We start from the raw sequence: 24501 nt of genomic DNA on the forward strand, positions 1-24501 counted from the left end.
ACTAAATTGCATCCTCGTTTTCTTCACCGGTACGGATACGAATCACCCGTTCCACTTCATACACAAAAATTTTGCCGTCCCCGATTTTGCCGGTTTGTGCCGTATCGACGATAGCGTCCAAGCATTGTTCTAATAAATCATCAGGTACCACAATTTCCATTTTCACTTTCGGCAGAAAATCCACCATGTATTCGGCACCACGATACAATTCCGTATGTCCTTTTTGGCGTCCGAAACCACGGACTTCGGTGACGGTCATGCCGGTAATGCCAATGTCGGATAAGGCTTCGCGCACATCATCCAATTTAAACGGTTTAATGATTGCTTCGATTTTTTTCATTCTTGTTGCTCCTGAAAATGGTCATTAAAAATCAGCCTGTTGTGAGCGCAGACTTTATCAGATCTTGAGAGTGAAAAACACTGGAGAGTATGAAAAACATCACGGAAAACGACCGCACTTTTATGCACTTTTCTTGGTGAGGAAATTAAATAGCATGGAGATTTTTACATAAAAAAACGGCGCTATGATTAACGCCGTTTTGAGTGAGATAAGTTATCCGATTAAAGAATTTCTAATAATTCCACTTCAAAGACTAATGGACTAAATGGTGGGATGGCTGCGCCTGCGCCACGTTCGCCATAGGCTAATTCGTGTGGAATTGCCAAACGCCATTTGGAACCAACCGGCATCATAGAAAGCGCTTCGATCCAACCTTTGATTACGCCGTTAACCGGGAATTCTGCCGGTTGGCCGCGTGCGACGGAACTGTCGAATACGGTACCGTCCGGTAATGTGCCGGTGTAGTGAACGCGTACTTTGTCTGTTGTCGATGGCACGTTGCCGTTGCCTTCAACTAACACTTCATATTGTAAGCCGGAATCCGTGACTTTCACGCCGTCTTTTTGTTTGTTCGCCTCTAAGAAAGCTTTGCCTGCGGCTTCAATTTCTTTGAATTGCGCTTGTTGGGCTTCCGCAGCTTGTTGTTGCAATTGTTGCAACGCTTGGCTGATTTCGTTGAAATCTAATGCCGGCGCATGTTGATTTAACACATCGTAAATCCCTTTTGCTACCGCTTCCGCTTTCACCGCTAATTGGCTATCCAATAATTGTTGACCGATTTGCAAACCGATACCATAACTGCCTTTGGCTTCGGTATCGTCTAATGTCACTTGATTGAAAAATTCTGCTGTCATGTTGTTTTCCTTTCTGTTGATAAAACTATTTCATTGTGGCTAAGATTTCGCCCATTCTTACCGGAACGTCCACCTCTAAATGTTCTGCTAAGGTCACGGAATTCGCCGGGAATAAGTTAATGACGGTTGAGCCCAATTGGAATGCGCCCATTTCTTGACCTTTGGTAAGTTTAATGGCGTTGTCTCCTTGATATGTCCAGACTTTGACTTCACCGGTGCGTGGCGGATTAATGACGCCGGCCCAAACCGTGCTCATGCTGGCAGTAATGGTCGCCCCCACAAGGATTTGTGCCATTGGGCCGAACGCTGTATCAAAAACACAAATAACGCGCTCATTGCGAGCGAATAAATTTGGCACGTGTTCCGCTAAGAACGGATTGACCGAGAATAAATCGCCCGGCACATAAATCATTTTGCGCAAGGTCGCATCGCACGGCATGTGGACGCGGTGATAATCACGCGGAGATAAATAAATCGTGGCAAATTCGCCGTTTTTAAAGGTGTTAACTAATTCTTCATCGCCGGCTAATAAATCAGATAGGCTGAAAAAATGCCCTTTGGCTTGCAATAAACGTTCATCGTCAATATGCCCGATTTGGCTCACGCGACCATCCGCCGGCAAGCAAAGTGCGGTCGGATTTTCATTGATTTTTCTCGCGCCGTCTTTTAACTCACGAATAAAAAATTGGTTGAAGCTTTCATAATCACTAAAGTTCTCTTTTTTTGCTTCGCTCATATCTACGTTGTATTTCTTTGCGAAAACCTTGATCACGAAATGTGTTACCGCACCCCATTTTTGTTGGGCAAACCAGCCGGCTAATTGGGTTAAATACAGTTGCGGCATAATGTATTGAAAAGCAACTTTCGCACGTTGCCAATAAGTGAATTTATTCATAGTGGTTATTTTTTCTACAGTGTCAAAAAGAAGTCGGTGATTATAACAACTTATTCGGCTTGTGCAATGTATCGGCGGATTTGCCTCCTTATTCCACGCTGAAAATCATCAAAATTGTGGCAAATGCCTCAAAAAACACAAAAAATCGGACGGGGAAGTGCAAAGCTTTAGAATTGCCTTATTTTCTCAGGTAAAATTACGACTTCTCAATTTTTGAAGCTAAGCCTATGAACCAACAACAGTTATTGCAAATTGATCGTGAGCATATTTGGCATCCTTATGCCGCCCTTCCACCGACTACACCGATTTATGCCGTTGAACGCGCTGACGGTGTGATGATCACGCTTAAAGACGGTCGCCAACTAATTGACGGCATGTCCTCTTGGTGGGCGGCGTTGCACGGCTACAATCATCCGCGCTTGAATGCGGCCGCGATAAAACAGTTGGAACACATGAGCCACATTATGTTTGGCGGCTTAACGCACGAACCCGCCGTCAAATTGGCGCAAAAATTATTGCCTTTATTGCCGCAGGGGTTGGAGCAAATCTTCTTTGCCGACAGCGGCTCCATTGCAGTAGAAGTAGCGATGAAAATGGCGATTCAATATCAACACGCCAAAGGCGAAACACAACGGCATAAATTCGCCACCATTCGTTCCGGTTATCATGGCGACACTTGGCATGCGATGTCGGTGTGCGATCCGGTGACAGGCATGCATGGGCTGTTTGCGAAAAGTTTGCCGGTGCAATATTTTCTCCCGCAGCCGCAAACGCCTTTTGGGCAGCCTTGGAACGAAGACGATATTAAACCTTTAGCAGATTTATTAGAAAAAAAAGGCGCAGAACTGACCGCACTTATTTTGGAACCGGTGGTACAAGGGGCGGGAGGAATGTATTTCTATTCGCCGATGTACTTGATGCGCGCCAAGCAGCTGTGCGAACAATACGGCGTATTGGTGATTTTTGATGAAATTGCCACCGGTTTTGGACGCACGGGCAAATTGTTTGCCGCGGAATATGCCGGTATTTCGCCGGATATTATGTGCATCGGCAAGGCACTTACGGGCGGTTATTTAACCCTGTCCGCCACCATCACCACACGCGCTATTGCGCAAACCATTTGTCAGGGCGAAGCGCACTGTTTTATGCACGGCCCGACCTTTATGGCGAATCCGCTGGCTTGTGCCATTGCCGCTGAATCCATTGATGTGTTGTTGGAAAGTGATTGGGTGGGTAATGTCCAACGGATCGAAGCCCAACTGAAAGCCGAGTTACAGGTCGCAGAAAGTTTTAAATCCGTCAAAGAAGTGCGTGTTCTAGGCGCCATCGGCGTATTGGAAATGCACGAACCGGTGAATTTGGCGAGTTTGCAGGCGCGTCTGGTGGCGCACGGTGTTTGGGTACGTCCTTTCGGCAAGCTCGTTTATATCATGCCGCCATTCATTATCACACCAACCCAATTATCTGCGTTAACGGCAGGCATGCTGGCGGCGATTGAAGAGGAATACCATGAGTAAGTCAGATTATTTTGCAGTGCAATTGGAAAAACTTCGTCAAAAAGAACAATATCGTCGTTTTCCGCAAATTGTGCATAAGGGCAAGTTTGTGGAGCAAAACGGACGGTCAATGCTGAATCTGGCTTCCAATGATTATCTCGGGCTGGCTAATGACGATGCATTGCAGCAAGCGTTTCTTGAAAAACTCGCTGAAAAACGACCGCACTTTACCTCATCCTCTTCCCGTTTATTAACCGGGAATTTCTCTGAGTATGAAAGTCTTGAGCAGCAGATGGCGGAGGCATTTCAGCGTGAAGCCTGTTTGTTATTTAACAGCGGCTATCACGCCAACATCGGCATTTTACCGGCGGTAGCCAATAAACAGACGTTGATCGTGGCAGACAAGCTGGTGCATGCCAGTATTATTGACGGCATTCGTTTGAGCGATGCGCCGTTTGTGCGTTATCGCCACAATGATTACGCCCATTTGCACGAGATTTTGCAAAAACAACATCTCAACTACGAACGCATTATTGTGGTGACGGAAAGCCTGTTTAGCATGGACGGCGATTTTGCCGATTTGCCTCAATTAGTTGAATTTAAACGGCAATTTGGCAATGTTATGTTGTATGTGGATGAAGCGCATGGCATTGGGGTTTACGGCGAACAGGGGTTAGGCGTTGCCGAGCAAATGAATTGTCTTCCGTACATTGATTTCTTGGTGGGCACGTTCGGCAAAGCGTTGGCGTCGATGGGGGCTTATGTGGTTTGCGATCAAGTGATCAAAGATTATTTAATCAACACCATGCGCCCGTTGATTTTCAGCACTGCGTTACCTCCGTTTAATGTGGCGTGGACAGAATTTCTCTTTGAAAAACGACCGCACTTTCAGGCGAAACGGCAACATCTTATGCAATTAAGCGCGCGCTTACGGCACGTCGTGGCAGAAAAGTTAAATATGCCAATGCCAAGCGAAAGCCATATTGTGCCGTTTATTCTGGGTGACAACCAATGCACCGTGCAAACGGCGCAACGTCTGCAACAGCAAGGATATTATTGCCTACCGATTCGTCCGCCGACAGTGCCTGTCGGCACCTCGCGCATTCGTTTGTCTCTCACTGCCGACATCACGCATGATGAACTTGAGCAATTTATAGAACAGTTATTTTTATGCAATATCAATTAATTAGCCAAAATCCACCAAGCCGGAATTTAATCGTTTATTTTGCCGGTTGGGGCACACCGCCTTCTGCCGTACAACATTTAGCCATTCCACCGGCGTATGATTTGTTGCTGTGTTATGACTATCGGGATTTTTCGTTGGAGTTTGATTTTTCTCGTTATGAAAATGTGCGTTTGGTGGCGTGGTCGATGGGCGTTTGGGTAGCTGAACGTGTGATGAGACAAATCCCTTTGCTTTCTGCAACGGCGATGAATGGCACAGGCTTGCCCATGCATGATGACTACGGCATTCCATGCGCCGTTTTTCAAGGCACGTTGGATACGCTAGATGAAATTAATCTAGGTAAATTTGAGCGTCGCATGTGTGGTGACAAACAGTTATTGCAGCAATATCAATCTTTGGAAGGACGGCGTTCAATTGAAGAAATACACGCAGAATTGACCGCACTTTATGATGTGTTATCGGCAGAACATCAACATACGGCGTTATCTTGGACGCAAGCGATTATTGGTACACAAGATCGTATTTTCCCTACACAAAATCAGCGAAATTATTGGCATGAACGCTGTGAGGTGAGTGAAATGGTTGGAGGGCATTACCTTTTCCCATTGCTACAAACTTGGGAACAGCTATGGTAGTAACACAACAACGGGTGATGCAATGTTTTAGTGCCGCCTTACCAACCTACGAACAAAATGCCATTGCTCAAAAGCAAATCACCGAGGATTTATTACAGTTGCTATTGGAGAAAGGCGGAAATCAATTTCACAGTGTGTTAGAGATTGGTTGTGGCACTGGCAATTTTACCCGCTTACTCATGCAACATATCAACACAACACATTGGGATTGCAATGATTTATGTGATATTGCCAACCACTTGGCACGTAATTTGCCACAGAAAAATTATCGTTTTTATCAAGGGTGTGCTGAGCGTCTCGATTTTGCCCATCAATATGATTTGATTGCTTCTGCCTCGACCATTCAATGGTTTGCTAATCCGCTGGCGTTTCTTCAACGTTGTTCAAATTATTTAACGCCTCATGGCATGATTTTATTCGGCACCTTTGCACCGACCAATTTACACGAAGTTAGAGCATTAACGGGCGTCGGTTTGGATTACCCCGATTTAGCACAATGGCAGGAGACATTAACGTCAGATTTTTCCGTGTTGCATTTAGAGCAAAAAGAAATTCAGTTGAAATTTGATTCGCCGTTATCGGTGCTTAAACATTTGAAAGAGACCGGTGTGACGGCCACCAATAATCAAATTTGGCACTACAAGAAAGTTGCCCAATTTTGTGAGCAATATCGACAACAGTATGCCGACGAGCAGGGCAAGGTCTCGTTAACTTATGTGCCTATTTTAATGTTGGCGCAGAAAAAAGAGGAAATATGATGGGAAAGGTATTATTCGTTTCGGGAATTGATACAGATATTGGTAAGTCTATCGCGACAGGGTATTACGCTAAGTATTTAATGCAGCAAGGATATTCGGTGATTACACAGAAAATGGTGCAAACGGGCTGTCAGGAAATATCAGAAGATATTGTCGTGCATCGAAAAATCCAAGGCATTGCGTTAACCGAGGAAGATCGTCAGGGCATTACATGTCCTTATTTGTTTGATTATCCTTGTTCGCCTCACATGGCCGCACGTTTGCAACAGACTTGCATTGATGAAAAAATCATTGAAAAATCCACCGCACTTTTGGCGCAAAACTACGATTATGTTTTGCTGGAGGGCGCGGGTGGCTTGATGGTGCCTTATTCCGAGGAGAAAACCACGTTGGATTACCTTGCGGCGCGTGGGTATCCGTTAATTCTGGTAACGTCGGGCAGATTGGGAAGTATTAATCACACATTACTCAGCCTTGAGGCATGCGCGCAGCGAAAAATTACCGTAGAAGCACTGATTTATAATCTTTATCCGTCGGCGGATGAATTGATTGCGCAAGATACGCAACAATATCTGCGCGGTTACTTAGCCAAACGCTTTCCGGAGACAAAATTTATGTTGATGGAAAAAATCGATTTTTAGCGTTGATTTTCATGCTCGGCGCAATAATTTCCTTTGACTATTTTTTTTTCAAAGGGTAATATGCGCTCCCTATGCAAAAGGTAAAACTACCCCTAACTGTTGATCCGGTAAAGGATGCGCAACGAAGATTGGATTATCAGGGTTATTACTCCGCTAATCAATTAAGTCGTCTTGCCGAATCGGTCAGTAAAGTGCTCAGCGATGCACAGGTTACATTATCGTTCTTTGTTGATCCGCAAAAATTGGTTGTCATGAAAGGCCATGCCAAGGTTGATGTTGAATTAAATTGTCAGCGTTGTGGTGAACCTTTCGTTCAAACCGTTGATTGTGAGTTTTGTTACAGTCCGGTGGCTAATTTGGATCAAATTGATGTATTGCCGGAAATCTATGAGCCAATTGAATTCAATGAATTCGGTGAAATAGATTTACTTGGAACAATTGAAGATGAACTCATTTTGAGTTTGCCGATTGTGCCAATGCATTCATCTGAACACTGTGAAGTGTCCGTGGCTGAACAGGTTTTTGGCGAATTGCCGGAAGAATTGGCAAAAAAACCGAACCCGTTCGCTGTATTAGCTAATTTAAAGCAAAAATAATTTAGGAGTATAGCCAATGGCTGTTCAACAAAATAAAAAATCCCGTTCACGTCGTGATATGCGTCGTTCTCACGATGCGTTAACAACTGCTGCAGTATCCGTTGATAAAGCAAGTGGTGAAACTCATTTGCGTCACCATGTAACCGCTGACGGTTACTATCGTGGTCGTAAAGTGATTAACAAGTAATTATCTCAATTACATAAAGGTAATCACTTGAGTCGTCTAACCCTTGCGTTAGATGCGATGGGCGGGGACATTGGTCCCCGTATTACTATCCCAGCATCCATTTTAGCCTTGGAACGAGATCCAACGCTTTCTCTCTTATTGTTTGGCGATCGCCAACAAATTCTTCCTCTTTTATCTTCTGCTCCTAACAGTATTCGGCAACGTTGTGACATTGTTCATTGTGCTCGTGTGATTGATAGTCGTCAGGGTATTTCCTACGCCTTGCGCCATAGCAAAGAGACCTCTATGCGTTTGGCAATAGAAGCCGTACAAAAAGGCAATGCGCAGGCTTGTGTGAGTGCTGGTGATACAGCAGCTTTGATGGGCTTATCGAAAATCTTGTTGCAACCTCTAGAAGGTATCCATCGTCCGGCACTGATTTCTACGATTCCAACGGTGACAGGTGAGCGTTCGATTATGTTGGATCTGGGGGCAAATGTTGAGTGCGATGCAGAAAACTTGTATCAATTTGCCTTGATGGGTGCCATTTTTGCAGAAAATACCCTGAATTTGGTTTATCCGCGTATTGCGTTATTGAATATTGGTATTGAGGCGGTGAAAGGATACAAATCCATCCGGGATGCGGCAGATTTACTGAAAAAAGACACTGCACTTAATTACATTGGATTCCTTGAAGGCAATTTTTTACTCAATGGCAAGGCGGATGTGATTGTGACAGACGGTTTTGCCGGCAATGTTGCGCTGAAAACCTTGGAAGGCGCCGCAAAGAACGTGATTTCTCTACTGAAAAGTGATAAGAAAAAGAGTATATTAAGTCACGTTTTTGGGTATTTAATTAAATATCTTTTCAAAGATAAATACCAACGATTAAAGCAAATCAACCCTGATCAATATAATGGCGCATCGCTTATCGGTTTGACTTCCGTTGTGGTGAAAAGTCACGGAAGTGCAAATATAGAGGCATTTGCTTATGCAATTGCCGATGCGGCATTACAAGCCCGACGTCAAATTCCACAAAAAATTTTCGCGGGCCTAAATAAAAATGAAATATTAATGAAGTAGTGAGTTCCCTCGCTATTATTTTTAACGAGATGACTATGTTTAGCAAAATTTTATCGACAGGTAGCTATTTACCTCAACATATTCGTACCAATGCTGATTTAGAAAAAATGGTAGATACTTCAGATGAGTGGATTGTTACCCGTTCCGGTATTCGTGAACGTCGCATTGCAGCACCGGATGAAACCGTCTCTACCATGGGATTTGAAGCGGCCCAAAAAGCCATTGAAGCGGCAAACATCAATCCACAGGAAATTGATCTTATTTTAGTGGCGACAACCAGCAATTCTCATGCTTATCCAAGCGCAGCTTGCCAAATTCAAGGGATGTTGGAGATTGATGATGCAATCGCGTTTGATTTGGCTGCAGCTTGTACCGGCTTTGTGTATGCGTTAGGTGTCGCTGATCAATTTATTCGTACCGGTAAAGTGAAAAAAGCGCTCGTGATTGGTTCTGATTTAAATTCCCGTAAGTTAGATGAAACAGACCGCAGCACTGTTGTGTTGTTTGGTGATGGGGCTGGCGCGGTTATTTTGGAAGCATCGGAACAAGAAGGGATTATTTCTACCCATTTACACGCCTCAGCAGATAAAAATGCCGCATTGTTACTTCCTCAGCCTGAGCGTGGCGTGGCAAAATCCGGCTATATCGAAATGCAAGGCAATGAAACCTTTAAATTGGCTGTGCGTGAACTTTCTAATGTGGTGGAAGAAACCCTTGCCGCCAATAATTTAGATAAAAAAGACATTGATTGGTTGGTGCCTCACCAAGCTAATTTACGTATTATTTCGGCGACTGCGAAAAAATTAGATATGGATATGTCGCAAGTGGTGGTAACGCTGGATCGTTATGCCAATAATAGCGCGGCAACCGTGCCGGTCGCATTGGATGAAGCGGTGCGTGATGGACGTATTCAGCGTGGTCAGTTGCTCCTTCTTGAAGCCTTTGGCGGTGGTTGGACTTGGGGTTCGGCTTTAGTGAGATTTTAGATAATCTGTTATTATTCGTGAAAAAAGTGCGGTTATTTTTGACCGCACTTTTCGACTGTAACGCATATCGGAATAAATTGATTTATTTTTTAATATAGGTAAGAGACATGAAAAAATTTGCAATGGTTTTCCCAGGACAAGGTTCACAAACGGTGGGAATGTTAGCGGAATTAGCCGGCGACTACCCAATTGTACAAGAAACTTTTAAACAAGCTTCAGAAGTATTGGGATATGATTTGTGGCAATTAGTGCAGGAAGGCCCTGTGGAAGAATTAAACAAAACATGGCAAACGCAGCCAGCGTTGTTAACGGCATCAGTGGCTGTTTATCGTGTATGGCAACAAAAATACCCGGCATTAAAACCAGAGGTGATGGCTGGTCATAGCTTAGGTGAATATTCTGCGTTGGTGTGTGCAGGTGTGTTAGATTTCCAAGATGCGGTTAAATTAGTGGAACTGCGCGGTAAGCTTATGCAACAAGCCGTACCGGAAGGTACGGGGGCGATGTACGCGATCATTGGTTTAGACAATGACGCCATTATTAACGCCTGCAAACAAGCAGAACAGGGCGAAGTGGTTTCCGCTGTGAACTTCAATTCACCGGGACAAGTCGTGATTGCCGGAGCGAAAGCCGCAGTAGAGCGCGCGGCTGCATTATGTAAAGAAGCCGGGGCTAAACGTGCATTACCGTTAGCGGTGAGTGTGCCTTCACATTGTGCTTTAATGAAACCAGCAGCAGATCAATTATCCGTTTCCTTAGAAAGTATTACGTTGAAAGAAGCAGGTGTTTCTGTTCTAAATAACGTAGATGTAAAAAATGAAATTGAAGCCGATGCGATTAGAAATGCCTTGGTTCGCCAACTTTATAGCCCGGTACGTTGGACGGAAACTGTAGAGAAAATGGCACAAAACGGTGTGGAAGTGTTGGTTGAAGTTGGCCCAGGTAAAGTGTTAAACGGGTTAACAAAACGCATCGTGGATTCCTTACAAGCGGTTTCTGTAAATGATGTTAAATCCCTCGATTCCGTCGAAGAAGTATTAGCATAAGAATAAAAAGGAGAGAAAGTTATGCAAGGTAAAATTGCATTAGTGACAGGTGCAACCCGTGGTATTGGTCGTGCAGTAGCCGAAGAATTAGTATCAAAAGGCGCTTTTGTCATCGGTACAGCAACGTCTGAGAAAGGCGCTGAAAGTATTTCTGCCTATTTAGGTGAGAAAGGCAAAGGATTGGTATTAAATGTTGCCGATCAAGCTTCCATTGATGCGGTATTGGAACAGATCAAACAAGAATTTGGCGACATTGATATTTTGGTGAATAACGCCGGTATTACCCGTGATAATTTGTTAATGCGCATGAAAGATGAAGAATGGTTCGATATTTTACAAACTAACTTGAGTTCTGTTTATCATCTTTCCAAAGCGATGCTACGCACTATGATGAAAAAACGTTTCGGGCGTATTATCAATATTGGTTCTGTCGTGGGTTCCATGGGCAATGCCGGTCAGACAAATTATTGCGCGGCAAAAGCAGGTCTCATTGGTTTCAGTAAAGCCTTAGCAAAAGAAGTGGCTTCCCGTGGTATTACGGTAAACGTCGTAGCACCGGGTTTTATCGCGACCGATATGACAGACGTATTAAGTGAAGAGTTAAAAAATAACTTATTAACTCAAATCCCGGCAGGCCGTTTGGGTGAGCCGAAAGATATCGCTAAAGCCGTGGCATTTTTGGCCTCTGAGGATGCGGCTTATATTAACGGCACAACGTTGCACGTTAACGGCGGCATGTACATGAGCTAAGCGCTATTTAGCAAAAGGTTACTCGCAGCAAAGCGGATAAAAGCAATAGCCAAACGTGTGGCTTAGTGTTAAAATCCCTTCGCAATGTAACTTGGTTAGGTCATTCAAGGGTTCGTGGAAGACGTAACTATTTTTTCACTGTATGGTTTTGTGAAAATTCAATGTTTTTGAGGTTTGACCTCTCACCGGAAATATTGCAAATTTTTTACAAATACATACACTACTTAACTTATCGCAATGAGCGTAAACTTAAACATAGGAAGAAACAAATGAGCATTGAAGAACGCGTAAAAAAAATCATCGTTGAACAATTAGGCGTGAAAGAAGAAGATGTAAAATCTGAAGCGTCTTTCGTTGAAGATTTAGGTGCGGATTCTTTAGATACTGTTGAATTAGTTATGGCTTTAGAAGAAGAATTCGATATCGAAATTCCAGATGAAGAAGCTGAAAAAATCACAACAGTTCAATCAGCAATTGATTACGTTCAAAACAATCAATAATTGATTTTCTAATTTAGGCGGTTTTTATAACCGCCTAAATTTTATCTAGCCTCAGCGTATTCCCTCCATAAAAAACGCCGTAAAAACTTACCGCACTTTATTGAAATTTTTCTTGAAATCAGTAAACTAGCGCACAATTTTTTGGCCTTGTTTTATGCAAGCTAAAAAATCACATCTTTATAAACTTTAAATGTTACCTGTGAGTAACAGAAGGACAATTCAACATGACTACAAAAGTAAATAGCTATGGCTGGAAAGCCTTGCTAGGCTCCGCCGTCGGGTATGCGATGGACGGTTTCGATCTTCTTATCCTCGGTTTTATGTTAAGTGCCATATCTGCCGATTTGGGGTTAACCCCAGCGCAAGGTGGTTCTTTAGTAACTTGGACATTGGTTGGTGCTGTTTTCGGTGGCATCGTTTTCGGTGCATTAAGTGATAAATATGGCCGTGTGCGCGTGTTAACGTGGACGATCATTCTTTTTGCGGTATTTACCGGTTTATGTGCATTGGCGCAAGGTTATTGGGATTTACTGATTTATCGCACCATTGCCGGTATCGGTTTAGGTGGTGAGTTTGGGATTGGCATGGCATTAGCGGCGGAAGCTTGGCCGGCACGTCACCGTGCGAAAGCTGCCTCTTATGTGGCGCTTGGCTGGCAGGTTGGGGTGTTAGGCGCGGCATTGTTAACTCCATTATTACTGCCACAAATCGGTTGGCGTGGCATGTTTGTGGTGGGCATTTTCCCCGCATTTGTCGCGTGGTATTTACGTGCCCGTTTGCATGAACCTGAAATTTTTGTGCAAAAACAGACCGCACTTCCAAAACCAACAAACCGTTGGGCATCTAAATTGGAGTCATTCAAGTTATTAGTGAAAGATAAAGCCACTGCGAAAGTCAGTTTGGGCGTGGTCATCCTGACCTCCGTACAAAACTTCGGTTATTACGGCATTATGATTTGGATGCCGAATTTCCTTTCCAAACAACTTGGTTTTAGCTTGACGAAATCCGGTGTATGGACGGCAGTGACCGTTTGCGGCATGATGGCCGGCATCTGGATTTTCGGGCGTTTGGCTGATCGTATCGGACGTAAACCAAGCTTCCTCTTGTTCCAAGCTGGGGCTGTCGTCAGTATCATCGCCTATTCTCAATTAACGGATCCGAATACCATGTTAATTGCCGGAGCATTCTTAGGGATGTTTGTTAATGGTATGATGGGCGGCTACGGTGCTTTAATGGCAGAAGCCTATCCAACTCAAGCACGCGCTACTGCGCAAAACGTGTTGTTTAACTTAGGACGTGCTGTGGGCGGCTTTGGCCCGGTAGCCGTGGGCGCAGTGGTTTCCGCATATTCCTTCCAAACCGCCATTGCCTTTTTAGCCGTGATTTATGTCATCGATATGTTAGCAACAGTGTGTTTAGTGCCGGAATTAAAAGGCAAAGAGTTACATTAATGCGATAAAAGTGCGGTTGAAAAATGAAATGTTTTTTCACCGCACTTTTTAAATTCATAAAATGCTATAAACAAAAAGCCGCTTTTGACATGATCAAAAGCGGCTTTTTTGTTGAAAGTGCGGTGAGAATTATGAGCGTTTCATAATCTCAAAGAACTCTTCGTTGGTTTTCGCCACAGCGAGTTTATCGATAAGGAACTCCATCGCTTCCACTTCACCCATCGGATTAAGGATTTTTCGTAGGATCCACATTTTTTGCAGCTCGTCAGGGGTGGTGAGCAAGTCTTCTTTACGGGTACCTGAACGATTAAAGTCGATAGCCGGGAACACACGTTTTTCCGCAATTTTACGGGAAAGATGTAATTCCATGTTACCTGTACCTTTAAATTCTTCGAAGATGACTTCGTCCATTTTAGAACCGGTATCCACTAATGCGGTGGCGATAATGGTTAAGCTACCGCCTTCTTCCACGTTACGCGCTGCACCGAAGAAACGTTTTGGACGGTGTAATGCATTGGCATCCACACCACCGGATAAAATCTTACCGGATGCCGGTGTCACGGTATTGTAAGCACGTGCTAAACGGGTGATGGAGTCGAGCAAAATCACCACATCTTTTTTGTGTTCTACAGAACGTTTGGCTTTTTCAATCACCATTTCTGCCACTTGGACGTGACGGGTTGCGGGTTCATCGAAGGTAGAGGCAATCACTTCGCCTTTTACGGAGCGTTGCATTTCAGTTACCTCTTCCGGGCGCTCATCGATCAATAACACAATAAGCTCCACATCAGGGTAGTTGTGGGTAATGCTTTGTGCAATATTTTGCAACAACATGGTTTTACCCGCTTTCGGTGGCGCCACGATCAAACCACGTTGACCTTTCCCGATAGGGGAGGCTAAATCTAAAATACGGGCGGTTAAATCTTCGGTAGATCCGTTGCCGCGTTCCATTCTTAAACGGGAGTTGGCATGTAATGGGGTTAAGTTTTCGAAAAGGATTTTGCTGCGGGAAACTTCCGGTTTGTCGTCATTGACTTGGTCAACTTTAAGGAGAGCAAAGTAGCGTTCTCCTTCTTTTGGCGGTCGAATTTTCCCTTCGATTTTATCCCCGGTTTGCAAATTGAAACGACGAATTTGGCTTGGAGAAACGTAGATGTCATCCGGGCCGGCTAAATAGGAACTGTCTGCCGAACGTAGAAATCCAAAACCGTCCGGTAAAATTTCCAAAACGCCGCCGCCGAAAATATCTTCTCCGCCTTTCGCGTGTTGTTTCAAAATGGCAAAAACGATGTCTTGTTTGCGTAAACGGGCTAAATTTTCCAAACCCATTTGGTCTTCGCCGAGTTTCACGAGATCGGAAACAGGCATATTTTTAAGTTCTGTAAGATGCATAATTAATTTGAAAGTTATTTAGATTAGATGAATTAGAAATAAATGAATGGGGTATTTGAAATTGGCGCGTAAATTAGCATTAAATTCAAGCACTGTCTAGTTTTTAGCTGAGTTTTTCTTGTTTTGCTTGATTGGCTTCAAATCGTATAGAAAAAGTGCGGTCATTTTTGACAGTGTTTTTAGCGCGGACTTTAATTTTTCTTGTTTTATTTACTGCAATTCGCACTGATGAATTTTTGGTGGATTTGCTTGGTTCGTGCTATTCTTAGCGGCAATTTTTTATAATGAATTTGAGACTATGCAACAGAATTATTTGAGCTCGGCACGTTTTGCTGATTTTCCGCTACATCCTTTGGTGTTACAGGCGTTGAACGATAAAGGATTTGAATTTTGTACGCCGATTCAGGCGCTTTCACTGCCCGTGACTTTACGAGGAAAAGATGTCGCAGGGCAAGCCCAAACCGGCACGGGAAAAACAATCGCATTTTTGACCGCACTTTTTCACCATTTATTAACCCATCCAACTGAGACAGATAAGAATCAACCGCGTGCGTTGATTTTAGCGCCGACCCGAGAATTGGCAGTGCAAATTGAACATGATGCGCAGATTTTCTTAAAAACAACGAAATTTAAGACCGCACTTGCTTATGGTGGTGATGGCTATGATAAGCAATTAAAAGCCATCGAAAACGGCGTGGATGTGCTTATTGGCACGACCGGACGCGTCATTGATTATGTGAAGCAGGGCATTATCCGCTTGGATCAGATTCAAACGGTGGTGTTGGATGAAGCGGATCGGATGTTTGATTTAGGTTTTATTCGCGATATTCGTTATTTATTGCGTAAATGTCCGCCTCCGCAACAACGTCTGACAATGTTGTTTTCCGCCACGCTGTCTTACAAAGTGCGCGAACTTGCCTTTGAAGATATGAATGATCCGGAATACGTAGAAATTGAGCCGGAACAAAAAACCGGGCAGCAAATTAAAGAAGAATTATTTTACCCGTCTAACCAAGATAAAATTCCGCTATTGCTCACGTTGTTAGAAGAAGAATGGCCGGAGCGTTGCATTATCTTCGCTAACACGAAACATCAATGTGAGGCGATTTGGGGCTATTTAGCCGCGGATGGACACCGTGTTGGTTTGTTAACCGGCGATGTGGCGCAGAAAAAACGTCTTTCTTTGTTGAAACAATTTACCGATGGCGATTTGGACATTTTAGTGGCCACAGATGTGGCAGCGCGTGGGTTGCACATTGCAGAGGTGACACATGTGTTTAACTATGATTTGCCGGATGATCGGGAAGATTATGTGCACCGTATAGGGCGTACCGGACGCGCGGGCGAAAGCGGGATTTCCATTAGCTTTGCTTGTGAGCAATACGCTATGAATTTACCGGCAATTGAAGAATATATCGGGCATAGTATTCCGGTGAGTCAATATGATCCGAATGCATTATTGCAGGATATTCCGCAGCCTTATCGGTTAAAACGGGAAGGTAATTTTAGCGCACCGAACAATCAACGTCGTAAGCCGTTTTGCGCGAAACGCTAGTCAAAAGATTGGCGGGTATTTTATTCAGTGTTAAAATTCGCGCCTTTTGTCAATTGAGGAAAAATAATGTTATTAGTCGATTTCGTGGTGAATAAGTTAGATGATTTAAAAGCCACTGATATTCTGCCTTTAAACGTGAAAGGAAAATCGTCCATCACCGATACCATGATTCTTTGCACCGGCACGTCTTCTCGTCACGTGTCTTCCTTGGCGCAGAAATTAATCACCGAATGTAAACTTGCCGGCATTGACGTGTTTGGCGATGAAGGCAAAGAAACAGCGGATTGGGTGGTTGTCGATTTGGGCGAGGCTATCGTGCATATCATGCAGGCAGAAAGCCGCGAAATGTATCAATTAGAAAAACTTTGGGCATAGGGCACATAAAGTGCGGTCGTTTTTCACGACGTTTTTTGAGGCGCGAGAATGAAAATTCAGTTAATTGCCGTTGGAACCAAAATGCCGGCGTGGGTGACTACGGGATTCGAGGAATACCAACGTCGCTTTCCAAAAGACATGCCTTTTGAATTAATCGAAATACCTGCCGGTAAACGGGGTAAAAATGCCGATATTAAACGGATTTTAGAACAGGAAGGTAAAGCCATGTTGGCGGCGGCCGGAAAGGGTAAAATCGTGACATTGGATATTCCCGGTAAACCGTGGACGACCGAACAATTAGCGCAACAGCTGGAAGGTTGGAAAAATGACGGACGTGATGTCTGTTTACTTATCGGCGGACCAGAAGGGCTTTCACCTGAATGTAAGATGGCCGCTGAACAAAGTTGGTCGCTATCGCCTTTAACCTTGCCACATCCGTTAGTACGCGTGGTGGTAGCAGAAAGCTTGTATCGTGCCTGGTCATTAACCACTAATCATCCTTATCATCGAGAATAAATGAACTTAAAGAAATTACTGTCTCAGCCACAATACGATCCGATTCGTGATAAAAAAGCCGAGCGCAATTTATTTGCTCGTCGCGCTTTGGTGTCATTTATCGGCGTTTTGGCTTTGTCGGCAATTTTAGTGCTGAATCTCTATGGCTTACAGGTGGTCAATTACGACAGCTATCAAACCCGCTCTAACGGAAACCGCATTAAATTGTTGCCGTTGCCGCCTACACGCGGGCTGATTTACGATCGTAACGGTCACTTATTGGCAGAAAATTTGACCTTCTTTGGGTTATATATCGTGCCGGAAAAAGTGGAAAATTTAGACCGCACTTTTGAAGAATTGAAAGTATTGGTCGGTTTAACGGATACGGATATCGAAAACTTTAAAAAAGAACGTCAACGTTCTTCGCGCTATACGCCAATTTTGTTGAAACCAAATCTAACAGAAGAACAAATCGCCCGTTTTTCGGTGAATCAATATAATTTCCCAAGTTTGGATGTGAAGCCTTATTTTAAACGGCATTATCTCTATGGCGAGCCGTTGACCCATATTTTGGGCTATGTGTCGAAGATTAATGATCGTGATGTAGAGCGTTTAAAGAAAGAAGAAAAATTAGCTAACTATGCGGGCACCCATGATTTAGGCAAGTTAGGCATTGAACGCTATTATGAGGAAGCGCTACACGGCACCACCGGTTTTGAAGAAGTGGAAGTGAACAGCCGTGGCAAAGTGATTCGTAAATTACGCGAACAGCCGGCAGTGGCAGGAAAAAGTATTCATCTCACCATTGATTTGAATTTGCAACTTTATGTTACCGATTTATTAGCGGGGCAAAAAGGTGCCGTTGTGGTGATAGATCCGAAAGATAACAGCGTGTTAGCGATGGTTTCCGTGCCGAGTTATGACAATAATTTGTTTGTGGACGGTATTTCAGCGGAGGCTTATAGCCGCTTGTTAAACGATCCGAACCGTCCCTTATACAGCCGTGTGACACAAGGGGCTTATCCACCGGCATCGACGGTGAAACCGTTTATTGCGGTTTCTGCGTTGCAGGAAAATGTGATTACACCGGAAATGACGATTTCTGATCCCGGTTATTGGGTTTTGCCGAATACCACGAAACGTTTTCGCGATTGGCGTAAAGGCGGGCATGGCATGACGGATTTAAATAAAGCCATTACCGAATCTTCCGATACCTATTTTTATCAAACCGCCTATAACATGGGGATTGATCGCTTGTCTGATTGGATGAAGCGCTTTGGGTTTGGTGTGCCGACCGGTATTGATATTCAGGAAGAAACTGCTGCGAATATGCCGACCCGAGAGTGGAAGCAAAAACGCTACAAAAAACCGTGGGTACAAGGCGATACGATTTCTGTGGGAATCGGGCAAGGCTACTGGACGGCAACCCCTTTACAATTAGCAAAAGCGACGAGCGTGCTAGTGAATAACGGTAAAGTTAATACACCGCATTTAATGAAAAATATTGAGGGGGCGGTAGTCGAACCTTATAAAGATCCGTTGCTATATGAAGATATTACCGAACCAAAACAATACTATTGGGATGTGGCCAAGCGCGGTATGTATAACGTGGTGAATTCTGCAGCAGGAACCGGGCGTAAGGCATTTGCCGGAACACCTTATCGTGTGGCGGGTAAATCAGGAACGGCTCAGGTGTTCAGTTTGAAGGAGAATCAGAGCTACAATGCCGGAGCGTTAAAAAAAGAATTGCATGACCATGCTTGGTTTACCGCTTTTGCGCCTTATGATAATCCACAAATCGTGGTGGCAATGATTTTGGAAAATGCGGGCGGTGGTTCCAGTAATGCCGCGCCTGTCGTTAGAAAAATTATGGACTATTATTTTAAGCAAAGTAACGGACAAACAACGGAAGAAATACTGACACCAACAATGTCGGGAGCGCCAAATGAAAATGAATGATCGTAATATTTGGTTGGAATTATGGCGTCGTTTGCATATTGATTTGTGGTTGTTTATCGGACTCGTCGTCATTAGCGGTTATGGTATGTTGGTATTGTATAGTGCATCCGGTGCAAATGAAGCGATGTTTCATAACCGCATTGTACAGGTTGGGCTTGGTTTTGCCGTTATGCTAATGATGGCACAATTTCCACCCAAATTTTATCAGCGAATTGCACCTTATTTATTTATTCTCGGCATTGTTATGCTTGTTTTAGTGGATCTTATCGGGACAACCAGTAAAGGGGCGCAACGTTGGCTGGATTTGGGCGTTGTGCGCTTTCAGCCCTCTGAAATCGTCAAACTGGCAGTGCCGTTGATGGTGGCGGTGTATTTAGGGAATCGACCGCAACCGATTAAGATAAAGGAAACCATGATTGCGTTGGTGATTATTCTTATTCCAACGCTGTTGGTGGCGATTCAACCGGATTTAGGTACTGCAATTTTGGTTAGCGGCTCAGGCCTATTTGTGGTATTTTTAGCCGGTATGAGCTGGTGGTTGATTTTAGCGGCAGTTCTCGCCTTGGCAGCATTTTTGCCTATTATGTGGTTTTATTTAATGCACGATTATCAACGTACCCGAGTCTTAACCTTGTTTGATCCGGAAAAAGACTTATTGGGGGCGGGGTATCATATTTGGCAATCTAAGATTGCTATCGGTTCCGGTGGAATGTGGGGAAAAGGTTGGATGCAAGGCACGCAATCCCAATTGGAATTTTTACCTGAACCTCATACGGATTTTATCTTCGCAGTATTAAGTGAAGAATATGGCATGATCGGTTTCTTGATTTTATTAGCCATTTATTTGTTTATTATTGCTCGCGGTTTAATGATTGGCGTCAGCGCACCAACCGCATTTGGGCGTATTTTAGTTGGGGCATTAACGTTAATTTTCTTCGTTTATGTCTTTGTTAATATTGGAATGGTGAGTGGTATTTTGCCTGTGGTGGGCGTGCCTTTGCCATTGGTGAGCTATGGCGGCACATCTTATGTAGCAATTATGGCGGGCTTTGGCTTGATCATGTCGGTCCATACTCACAAAGAACACTTTCTGAAGGGAACTAATTAAGTTTTCAGTTTTCTTAATAGTCATCTCTACAGAGAGGGAGAAATTTAATGAATTTAAAGCAAACTGTAAAATATGTTTTTATTTTATTTTCATTTTTGACCGCACTTTCCGTGCAAGCAGAAACGAAAAAGCTTTATGGCGTAGAAGAGCCAAAGTTAACGTATCGTCCTCTTTCTAACACAACGCAAACCTACCAAGTGAAAGGGGAGGTTTACACAACAAGAACGCATCAGGATGCGAAGGATTATAGTAAAGAAGGTATTGCCAGTTATTACCATAATAAATTTAATGGACGTCGCACTTCCAGTGGGGAGCCCTATAACTCTACTTTGTTCACCGCCGCGCATAAAACCTTACCACTGAATTCCTACGCGGTTGTAACGAATATGAGTAACCAACGTAAGGTTATTGTGCGTATTAATGACCGCGGTCCTTTTTCTAAAGGTCGTATTATTGATTTGTCCCATGCGGCAGCAAAAGAAATCGGTATTATCGGCAGTGGCATGGGCATGGTAAAGATTGAAGCGTTACATGTCGATTCCAAAGGCGAACTTTCCGGGGCAGGCGCTTCTACATTGGTAAAAAACAGCAATAATGATGAGTCTTTAAAGCGTTTGCCGGTGGACGATCTTGATATTGATAAGGAAGCATTACAAAACGTTAAAGTGCCTCATATACAAGATGAAAGTTACGAGTTGAGAATGATCAATTTAGCCAGCAAAAAACATGCTGAAGAGGTGATTAATCAACTTGCGTTAAAGAATATTAAAGCGGAAATTGCCGCGAATGGGCAGAAGTATAATATTCATTTGGGGCCGTTAAACTCGAGGGCTCAAGTGACTGATTTGAAAACACAATTAAAGCGATTAAATCATTCTGAACCGCTAGTTGTGTATTCTTATAATAAATAACCGTTACATGATGTTAGGATGTTCAATCTTATGTTTAATAAAGTAGTAAAACACACAAAAATTGCATTAATTGCAGGCGCTTTGTGCGCATCGTTTAGCGCGGTGGCAGACGATATTCAATTTAATATTGCCGTACCGGAAATTAATGCGCAAACCTATATTTTAATGGACTATAACTCAGGCACTGTCTTGGTAGCGTTAAATCCGGATCAGCGCCAATATCCCGCGTCATTAACGAAAATGATGACCAGTTATGTAACGGGGCAAGCATTAAAACAAGGTAAAATTCATGATACGGATGTGGTCACGATCGGTGAAAGCGCCTGGGGGCAAAATTTCCCTGGCTCATCCAAAATGTTTTTAAACTTAAACCAACAAGTTTCTGTTGCTGATTTGAATAGAGGGATTGTCATCGTATCCGGCAATGATGCTTGTGTGGCGATGGCAGAGCATGTTTCCGGCACGGTGACGAACTTCGTTGCGACCATGAACAAATATGTAGAACAATTTGGTTTGAAAAACACTCATTTTACAACTGTTCATGGCTTGGATGATGAAAATCAATATTCTTCTGCTCGGGATATGGCAATTATTGGTGCGCATATTATTCGTGATTTACCGGAAGAATATAAAATTTATGCAGAAAAAGATTTTACCTTTAATAAAATCAAGCAACCGAACCGTAACGGCTTATTGTGGGATAAAACCATTCATGTGGATGGCATGAAAACCGGTCACACAGATAAAGCTGGCTATAATCTTGTCGCCTCTGCCACCAATCCAAATAATATGCGTTTGATTTCTGTCGTGATGGGGGTGCCAACCTACAAAGGCCGCGAAGTGGAAAGCAAAAAATTATTACAATGGGGCTTTGCTAATTTTGAAACCTTTAAAACCTTTGAAGCCGGCAAAGCGATTTCCGAGCAACGGGTTTATTACGGTGATGAAAGCAACATTCAGTTAGGCGTGTTACAGGATGCGTTTATTACCATTCCGAAAGGTAAAAGTAGTGAGTTAAAAGCCCGTTATGAGCTAGAGAAAAAATACCTCGAAGCACCATTAGCAAAAGGTCAGGTCGTTGGCAAAGTGGTCTATCAACTTGATGGTAAAGACATTGCCAGCGTGAATTTGCAAGTTATGCAAGAAGTTAAAGAGGGCGGTATTTTCGGTAAAATCTGGGACTGGTTAGTACTCACGGTTAAAAGCCTCTTTAGCTAATCTTTAAAAAACATTTCGAAAACCGACCGCACTTTTTATGAAAGTGCGGTTAAATTTTTTAGGAAAAGACAAATGAACGATAAAAAAACAGTAAATTTAACCGACCTTGCACATGATAAAAAATTAAAAGATCTTCTTGAGTTTCCTTGTGATTTTACTTTTAAAGTGGTGGGAGCAGCTCGCCCGGATTTAGTGGATGATGTGGTTCAAACGGTTCATAAAACCATTAAAGGCGATTACACGCCGAGTACCAAAGAAAGTGGTAAAGGCACTTATCATTCGGTATCCATCAACGTACGAGCCGAAAATATTGAGCAAATTGAGAAACTCTACAAAGAGTTGGCAGAAATCAACGGCGTGAGAATGGTGTTGTAATCACCAAAATGCGGTTATTTTTTATAGCGTTTTTAGGAAATCATCATGCAATCCGAATTAATTGTACGTCAGCTTGGTATTCGTGATTACGAGACCGTTTGGCACGAGATGCAGTCGTTTACCGATAACCGTACGGAAGATACCACTGATGAAATTTGGTTGGTGCAACATCCGTCGGTATTTACCCAAGGTCAGGCGGGCAAACCGGAGCATTTATTGCAGCAAAGCACTATTCCTGTGGTGCAATCGGATCGTGGTGGACAGATTACCTATCACGGTTTAGGCCAGCAAATTATGTATGTGCTGATTGATGTGAAGCGCCATGAAAATTTAAATGTTCGCCAATTAGTCACCGCACTTGAGCAATCCGTGGTGAAAACGCTAGCGGATTATGGTATTGAAGGTTATCCAAAACCGGATGCGCCAGGGGTGTACATTGATGGCAAGAAAATTTGTTCCCTTGGCTTGCGCATTCGACATGGGCGTTCATTTCACGGTTTAGCGTTTAATATCAACATGGACTTAAGCCCTTTTTATCAAATTAACCCTTGTGGTTATGCCGGATTAGAAATGTGCCAGCTGGCAGACTTCATTCCAGCTCAAGACGCGGATTGCGACAAGGTTTCACCACAATTAGTTAAGCATTTCGCCGAGCAGTTAGGGTATAATGTAACAACTTGTTAACATCAATAAACAGCATTTCATCTCATTATCTTCATAAAAAATTAAGGAATATCAATGGGAACACCTTTTAAAATGGAGCGCGGTGTTAAATATCGCGATGCAGCTAAAACCTCCATTATCCCGGTGAAAAATATCGATCCTGAGCAAGAGCTATTGAAAAAACCGGAATGGATGAAAATCAAAATTCCGGCAAACGGAGCGCGTATTCAAAGCATTAAATCCGGTATGCGTCGTCATGGCTTGCATTCTGTATGCGAAGAAGCCTCTTGTCCTAACCTGCACGAATGTTTTAATCATGGTACGGCAACCTTTATGATTCTTGGAGCAATTTGTACCCGCCGTTGTCCGTTCTGCGATGTCGCGCACGGCAAACCATTACCACCGGATCCGGAAGAACCGCGTAAATTGGCAGAAACTATTCAGGACATGAAATTACGGTATGTAGTGATTACTTCCGTTGACCGTGATGACTTACCTGATCGCGGTGCCGGGCATTTTGCGGATTGCGTACGTGAAATCCGTGCGTTAAACCCAAACATTAAAATTGAAATTTTGGTGCCGGATTTCCGTGGACGCATTGAATTGGCGTTGGAAAAATTAAAAGACAATCCGCCGGATGTGTTTAACCACAACTTGGAAAATGTACCACGTTTATATCGTGAAATCCGTCCAGGCGCCGATTACGAATGGTCTTTGCGTTTACTGAAAGAATTTAAAGCCATGTTCCCACATATTCCGACCAAATCCGGTTTAATGGTGGGATTAGGCGAAACGAACGAAGAAATTTTAGAGGTTATGCAGGATTTACGCGACCATGGTGTAACTATGTTGACCCTCGGGCAGTATTTGCAACCAAGTCGCCACCATTTACCGGTGGCGCGTTATGTACCGCCGGCAGAATTTGATATGTTCCGCGAAAAAGCCCAAGCCATGGGCTTTGAACATGCGGCTTGCGGTCCGTTCGTACGTTCTTCTTACCACGCTGATTTACAAGCAAGCGGTGGTGTAGTGAAATAAACGGAAAAGTGCGGCCGTTTTTCAAGGTG

27 protein-coding genes are annotated in these 24501 nt (G+C 43.5%); 23 read left to right on the forward strand and 4 right to left on the reverse strand.

Features of this window, described 5'->3' with window-relative positions:
* Position 1: 1 nt before the first annotated feature.
* The 3 genes from glnB to asd all read right to left on the reverse strand — a co-directional run bounded on the left by glnB (position 2) and on the right by asd (position 2089).
* Positions 2 to 340 (reverse strand): nitrogen regulatory protein P-II, encoded by a 339-nt coding sequence (gene glnB, locus HMPREF9064_RS07900; protein ID WP_006716923.1) that lies wholly within the window; start codon positions 338 to 340, stop codon positions 2 to 4.
* Positions 341 to 561: 221 nt separating this feature from the next.
* Positions 562 to 1194: an FKBP-type peptidyl-prolyl cis-trans isomerase gene (locus HMPREF9064_RS07895; protein ID WP_006716926.1), complete on the reverse strand. Its 633-nt coding sequence runs from the start codon at positions 1192 to 1194 to the stop codon at positions 562 to 564.
* A 25-nt stretch (positions 1195 to 1219) separates the two neighbouring features.
* On the reverse strand, positions 1220 to 2089 hold the full coding sequence (gene asd, locus HMPREF9064_RS07890) for an archaetidylserine decarboxylase (protein WP_006716928.1): 870 nt from the start codon (positions 2087 to 2089) through the stop codon (positions 1220 to 1222).
* A gap of 227 nt (positions 2090 to 2316) precedes the next feature.
* Here asd and bioA point away from each other — a divergent pair, with 227 nt between their 5' ends.
* The 13 genes from bioA to HMPREF9064_RS07830 all read left to right on the forward strand — a co-directional run bounded on the left by bioA (position 2317) and on the right by HMPREF9064_RS07830 (position 13383).
* The gene (bioA, locus tag HMPREF9064_RS07885; RefSeq protein WP_006716932.1) at positions 2317 to 3606 is read left to right on the forward strand and encodes an adenosylmethionine--8-amino-7-oxononanoate transaminase; all 1290 of its coding nucleotides are present in this window, start codon (positions 2317 to 2319) and stop codon (positions 3604 to 3606) included.
* On the forward strand, positions 3599 to 4771 hold the full coding sequence (locus tag HMPREF9064_RS07880; protein ID WP_006716934.1) for an 8-amino-7-oxononanoate synthase: 1173 nt from the start codon (positions 3599 to 3601) through the stop codon (positions 4769 to 4771). Before bioA ends, HMPREF9064_RS07880 begins: the two co-directional genes overlap by 8 nt.
* Positions 4756 to 5406 carry a DUF452 family protein gene (locus tag HMPREF9064_RS07875; protein ID WP_006716936.1) on the forward strand — a complete coding sequence of 217 codons (651 nt, stop codon included), beginning with the start codon at positions 4756 to 4758 and terminating at the stop codon, positions 5404 to 5406. Before HMPREF9064_RS07880 ends, HMPREF9064_RS07875 begins: the two co-directional genes overlap by 16 nt.
* Positions 5400 to 6164 (forward strand): malonyl-ACP O-methyltransferase BioC, encoded by a 765-nt coding sequence (gene bioC / locus HMPREF9064_RS07870; RefSeq protein WP_006716938.1) that lies wholly within the window; start codon positions 5400 to 5402, stop codon positions 6162 to 6164. Before HMPREF9064_RS07875 ends, bioC begins: the two co-directional genes overlap by 7 nt.
* Positions 6164 to 6805 (forward strand): dethiobiotin synthase, encoded by a 642-nt coding sequence (gene bioD / locus HMPREF9064_RS07865; RefSeq protein WP_032997758.1) that lies wholly within the window; start codon positions 6164 to 6166, stop codon positions 6803 to 6805. Before bioC ends, bioD begins: the two co-directional genes overlap by 1 nt.
* A 71-nt stretch (positions 6806 to 6876) precedes the next feature.
* Entirely contained in the window at positions 6877 to 7401 is a 525-nt protein-coding gene (gene yceD, locus HMPREF9064_RS07860) for a 23S rRNA accumulation protein YceD (protein ID WP_006716942.1), read from the forward strand.
* A gap of 16 nt (positions 7402 to 7417) precedes the next feature.
* Positions 7418 to 7588 carry a 50S ribosomal protein L32 gene (gene rpmF / locus HMPREF9064_RS07855; RefSeq protein WP_005544470.1) on the forward strand — a complete coding sequence of 57 codons (171 nt, stop codon included), beginning with the start codon at positions 7418 to 7420 and terminating at the stop codon, positions 7586 to 7588.
* Positions 7589 to 7615: 27 nt separating this feature from the next.
* On the forward strand, positions 7616 to 8650 hold the full coding sequence (gene plsX / locus HMPREF9064_RS07850) for a phosphate acyltransferase PlsX (protein WP_006716990.1): 1035 nt from the start codon (positions 7616 to 7618) through the stop codon (positions 8648 to 8650).
* Between the two features lie 35 nt (positions 8651 to 8685).
* Positions 8686 to 9636 (forward strand): beta-ketoacyl-ACP synthase III, encoded by a 951-nt coding sequence (locus tag HMPREF9064_RS07845; protein WP_032997759.1) that lies wholly within the window; start codon positions 8686 to 8688, stop codon positions 9634 to 9636.
* Positions 9637 to 9743: 107 nt separating this feature from the next.
* Positions 9744 to 10682: an ACP S-malonyltransferase gene (gene fabD / locus HMPREF9064_RS07840; RefSeq protein WP_006716993.1), complete on the forward strand. Its 939-nt coding sequence runs from the start codon at positions 9744 to 9746 to the stop codon at positions 10680 to 10682.
* A gap of 21 nt (positions 10683 to 10703) precedes the next feature.
* Entirely contained in the window at positions 10704 to 11432 is a 729-nt protein-coding gene (gene fabG / locus HMPREF9064_RS07835; RefSeq protein ID WP_006716994.1) for a 3-oxoacyl-ACP reductase FabG, read from the forward strand.
* Positions 11433 to 11701: 269 nt separating this feature from the next.
* Entirely contained in the window at positions 11702 to 11932 is a 231-nt protein-coding gene (acpP, locus tag HMPREF9064_RS0109380) for an acyl carrier protein (RefSeq protein ID WP_005627318.1), read from the forward strand.
* Positions 11933 to 12156: 224 nt separating this feature from the next.
* The gene (locus tag HMPREF9064_RS07830; RefSeq protein WP_006716996.1) at positions 12157 to 13383 is read left to right on the forward strand and encodes an MFS transporter; all 1227 of its coding nucleotides are present in this window, start codon (positions 12157 to 12159) and stop codon (positions 13381 to 13383) included.
* A gap of 129 nt (positions 13384 to 13512) precedes the next feature.
* Here the strand turns inward: HMPREF9064_RS07830 and rho are convergent, their stop codons facing one another.
* Positions 13513 to 14775: a transcription termination factor Rho gene (gene rho, locus HMPREF9064_RS07825; protein ID WP_005701308.1), complete on the reverse strand. Its 1263-nt coding sequence runs from the start codon at positions 14773 to 14775 to the stop codon at positions 13513 to 13515.
* A gap of 298 nt (positions 14776 to 15073) precedes the next feature.
* On the opposite strand from rho, the gene rhlB reads away from it, so the two are divergent.
* The 10 genes from rhlB to lipA all read left to right on the forward strand — a co-directional run bounded on the left by rhlB (position 15074) and on the right by lipA (position 24472).
* On the forward strand, positions 15074 to 16330 hold the full coding sequence (rhlB, locus tag HMPREF9064_RS07820) for an ATP-dependent RNA helicase RhlB (protein ID WP_032997760.1): 1257 nt from the start codon (positions 15074 to 15076) through the stop codon (positions 16328 to 16330).
* Between the two features lie 66 nt (positions 16331 to 16396).
* On the forward strand, positions 16397 to 16705 hold the full coding sequence (rsfS, locus tag HMPREF9064_RS07815; protein ID WP_006717000.1) for a ribosome silencing factor: 309 nt from the start codon (positions 16397 to 16399) through the stop codon (positions 16703 to 16705).
* 48 nt (positions 16706 to 16753) lie between these two features.
* Entirely contained in the window at positions 16754 to 17221 is a 468-nt protein-coding gene (rlmH, locus tag HMPREF9064_RS07810) for a 23S rRNA (pseudouridine(1915)-N(3))-methyltransferase RlmH (protein WP_006717001.1), read from the forward strand.
* Complete coding sequence (gene mrdA / locus HMPREF9064_RS07805; RefSeq protein WP_006717002.1) at positions 17222 to 19159, forward strand: penicillin-binding protein 2; 1938 nt, start codon at positions 17222 to 17224, stop codon at positions 19157 to 19159.
* Positions 19146 to 20267: a rod shape-determining protein RodA gene (rodA, locus tag HMPREF9064_RS07800; protein ID WP_006717004.1), complete on the forward strand. Its 1122-nt coding sequence runs from the start codon at positions 19146 to 19148 to the stop codon at positions 20265 to 20267. Before mrdA ends, rodA begins: the two co-directional genes overlap by 14 nt.
* A 47-nt stretch (positions 20268 to 20314) precedes the next feature.
* Positions 20315 to 21178: a septal ring lytic transglycosylase RlpA family protein gene (locus tag HMPREF9064_RS07795; RefSeq protein WP_006717006.1), complete on the forward strand. Its 864-nt coding sequence runs from the start codon at positions 20315 to 20317 to the stop codon at positions 21176 to 21178.
* Positions 21179 to 21208: 30 nt separating this feature from the next.
* The gene (locus tag HMPREF9064_RS07790) at positions 21209 to 22396 is read left to right on the forward strand and encodes a serine hydrolase (RefSeq protein WP_032997761.1); all 1188 of its coding nucleotides are present in this window, start codon (positions 21209 to 21211) and stop codon (positions 22394 to 22396) included.
* Between the two features lie 72 nt (positions 22397 to 22468).
* A complete protein-coding gene (ybeD, locus tag HMPREF9064_RS07785) occupies positions 22469 to 22771 on the forward strand; it encodes a DUF493 family protein YbeD (protein WP_006717010.1) in 303 nt (100 codons plus the stop codon).
* A gap of 45 nt (positions 22772 to 22816) precedes the next feature.
* The gene (gene lipB, locus HMPREF9064_RS07780) at positions 22817 to 23455 is read left to right on the forward strand and encodes a lipoyl(octanoyl) transferase LipB (RefSeq protein WP_006717011.1); all 639 of its coding nucleotides are present in this window, start codon (positions 22817 to 22819) and stop codon (positions 23453 to 23455) included.
* A 54-nt stretch (positions 23456 to 23509) separates the two neighbouring features.
* Positions 23510 to 24472: a lipoyl synthase gene (lipA, locus tag HMPREF9064_RS07775; RefSeq protein ID WP_006717013.1), complete on the forward strand. Its 963-nt coding sequence runs from the start codon at positions 23510 to 23512 to the stop codon at positions 24470 to 24472.
* Positions 24473 to 24501 lie beyond the last annotated feature (29 nt).

Source organism: Aggregatibacter segnis ATCC 33393, from assembly GCF_000185305.1.
In the GTDB taxonomy this organism is placed as follows: domain Bacteria; phylum Pseudomonadota; class Gammaproteobacteria; order Enterobacterales; family Pasteurellaceae; genus Aggregatibacter; species Aggregatibacter segnis.

Excerpts from the sequence above, each read along its gene's own strand:
- HMPREF9064_RS07830 (WP_006716996.1), top strand. The coding sequence starts at position 12,157 with ATGACTACAAAAGTAAATAGCTATGGCTGGAAAGCCTTGCTAGGCTCC.
- HMPREF9064_RS07795 (WP_006717006.1), top strand. The coding sequence starts at position 20,315 with ATGAATTTAAAGCAAACTGTAAAATATGTTTTTATTTTATTTTCATTT.
- bioD (WP_032997758.1), top strand. The coding sequence starts at position 6,164 with ATGGGAAAGGTATTATTCGTTTCGGGAATTGATACAGATATTGGTAAG.
- glnB (WP_006716923.1), bottom strand. The coding sequence starts at position 340 with ATGAAAAAAATCGAAGCAATCATTAAACCGTTTAAATTGGATGATGTG.
- bioC (WP_006716938.1), top strand. The coding sequence starts at position 5,400 with ATGGTAGTAACACAACAACGGGTGATGCAATGTTTTAGTGCCGCCTTA.
- fabD (WP_006716993.1), top strand. The coding sequence starts at position 9,744 with ATGAAAAAATTTGCAATGGTTTTCCCAGGACAAGGTTCACAAACGGTG.
- HMPREF9064_RS07880 (WP_006716934.1), top strand. The coding sequence starts at position 3,599 with ATGAGTAAGTCAGATTATTTTGCAGTGCAATTGGAAAAACTTCGTCAA.
- acpP (WP_005627318.1), top strand. The coding sequence starts at position 11,702 with ATGAGCATTGAAGAACGCGTAAAAAAAATCATCGTTGAACAATTAGGC.
- rhlB (WP_032997760.1), top strand. The coding sequence starts at position 15,074 with ATGCAACAGAATTATTTGAGCTCGGCACGTTTTGCTGATTTTCCGCTA.
- rho (WP_005701308.1), bottom strand. The coding sequence starts at position 14,775 with ATGCATCTTACAGAACTTAAAAATATGCCTGTTTCCGATCTCGTGAAA.
- rsfS (WP_006717000.1), top strand. The coding sequence starts at position 16,397 with ATGTTATTAGTCGATTTCGTGGTGAATAAGTTAGATGATTTAAAAGCC.
- ybeD (WP_006717010.1), top strand. The coding sequence starts at position 22,469 with ATGAACGATAAAAAAACAGTAAATTTAACCGACCTTGCACATGATAAA.
- HMPREF9064_RS07895 (WP_006716926.1), bottom strand. The coding sequence starts at position 1,194 with ATGACAGCAGAATTTTTCAATCAAGTGACATTAGACGATACCGAAGCC.
- HMPREF9064_RS07790 (WP_032997761.1), top strand. The coding sequence starts at position 21,209 with ATGTTTAATAAAGTAGTAAAACACACAAAAATTGCATTAATTGCAGGC.
- HMPREF9064_RS07875 (WP_006716936.1), top strand. The coding sequence starts at position 4,756 with ATGCAATATCAATTAATTAGCCAAAATCCACCAAGCCGGAATTTAATC.
- mrdA (WP_006717002.1), top strand. The coding sequence starts at position 17,222 with ATGAACTTAAAGAAATTACTGTCTCAGCCACAATACGATCCGATTCGT.
- rlmH (WP_006717001.1), top strand. The coding sequence starts at position 16,754 with ATGAAAATTCAGTTAATTGCCGTTGGAACCAAAATGCCGGCGTGGGTG.
- lipB (WP_006717011.1), top strand. The coding sequence starts at position 22,817 with ATGCAATCCGAATTAATTGTACGTCAGCTTGGTATTCGTGATTACGAG.
- bioA (WP_006716932.1), top strand. The coding sequence starts at position 2,317 with ATGAACCAACAACAGTTATTGCAAATTGATCGTGAGCATATTTGGCAT.
- HMPREF9064_RS07845 (WP_032997759.1), top strand. The coding sequence starts at position 8,686 with ATGTTTAGCAAAATTTTATCGACAGGTAGCTATTTACCTCAACATATT.
- rpmF (WP_005544470.1), top strand. The coding sequence starts at position 7,418 with ATGGCTGTTCAACAAAATAAAAAATCCCGTTCACGTCGTGATATGCGT.
- rodA (WP_006717004.1), top strand. The coding sequence starts at position 19,146 with ATGAAAATGAATGATCGTAATATTTGGTTGGAATTATGGCGTCGTTTG.
- yceD (WP_006716942.1), top strand. The coding sequence starts at position 6,877 with ATGCAAAAGGTAAAACTACCCCTAACTGTTGATCCGGTAAAGGATGCG.
- asd (WP_006716928.1), bottom strand. The coding sequence starts at position 2,089 with ATGAATAAATTCACTTATTGGCAACGTGCGAAAGTTGCTTTTCAATAC.
- lipA (WP_006717013.1), top strand. The coding sequence starts at position 23,510 with ATGGGAACACCTTTTAAAATGGAGCGCGGTGTTAAATATCGCGATGCA.
- fabG (WP_006716994.1), top strand. The coding sequence starts at position 10,704 with ATGCAAGGTAAAATTGCATTAGTGACAGGTGCAACCCGTGGTATTGGT.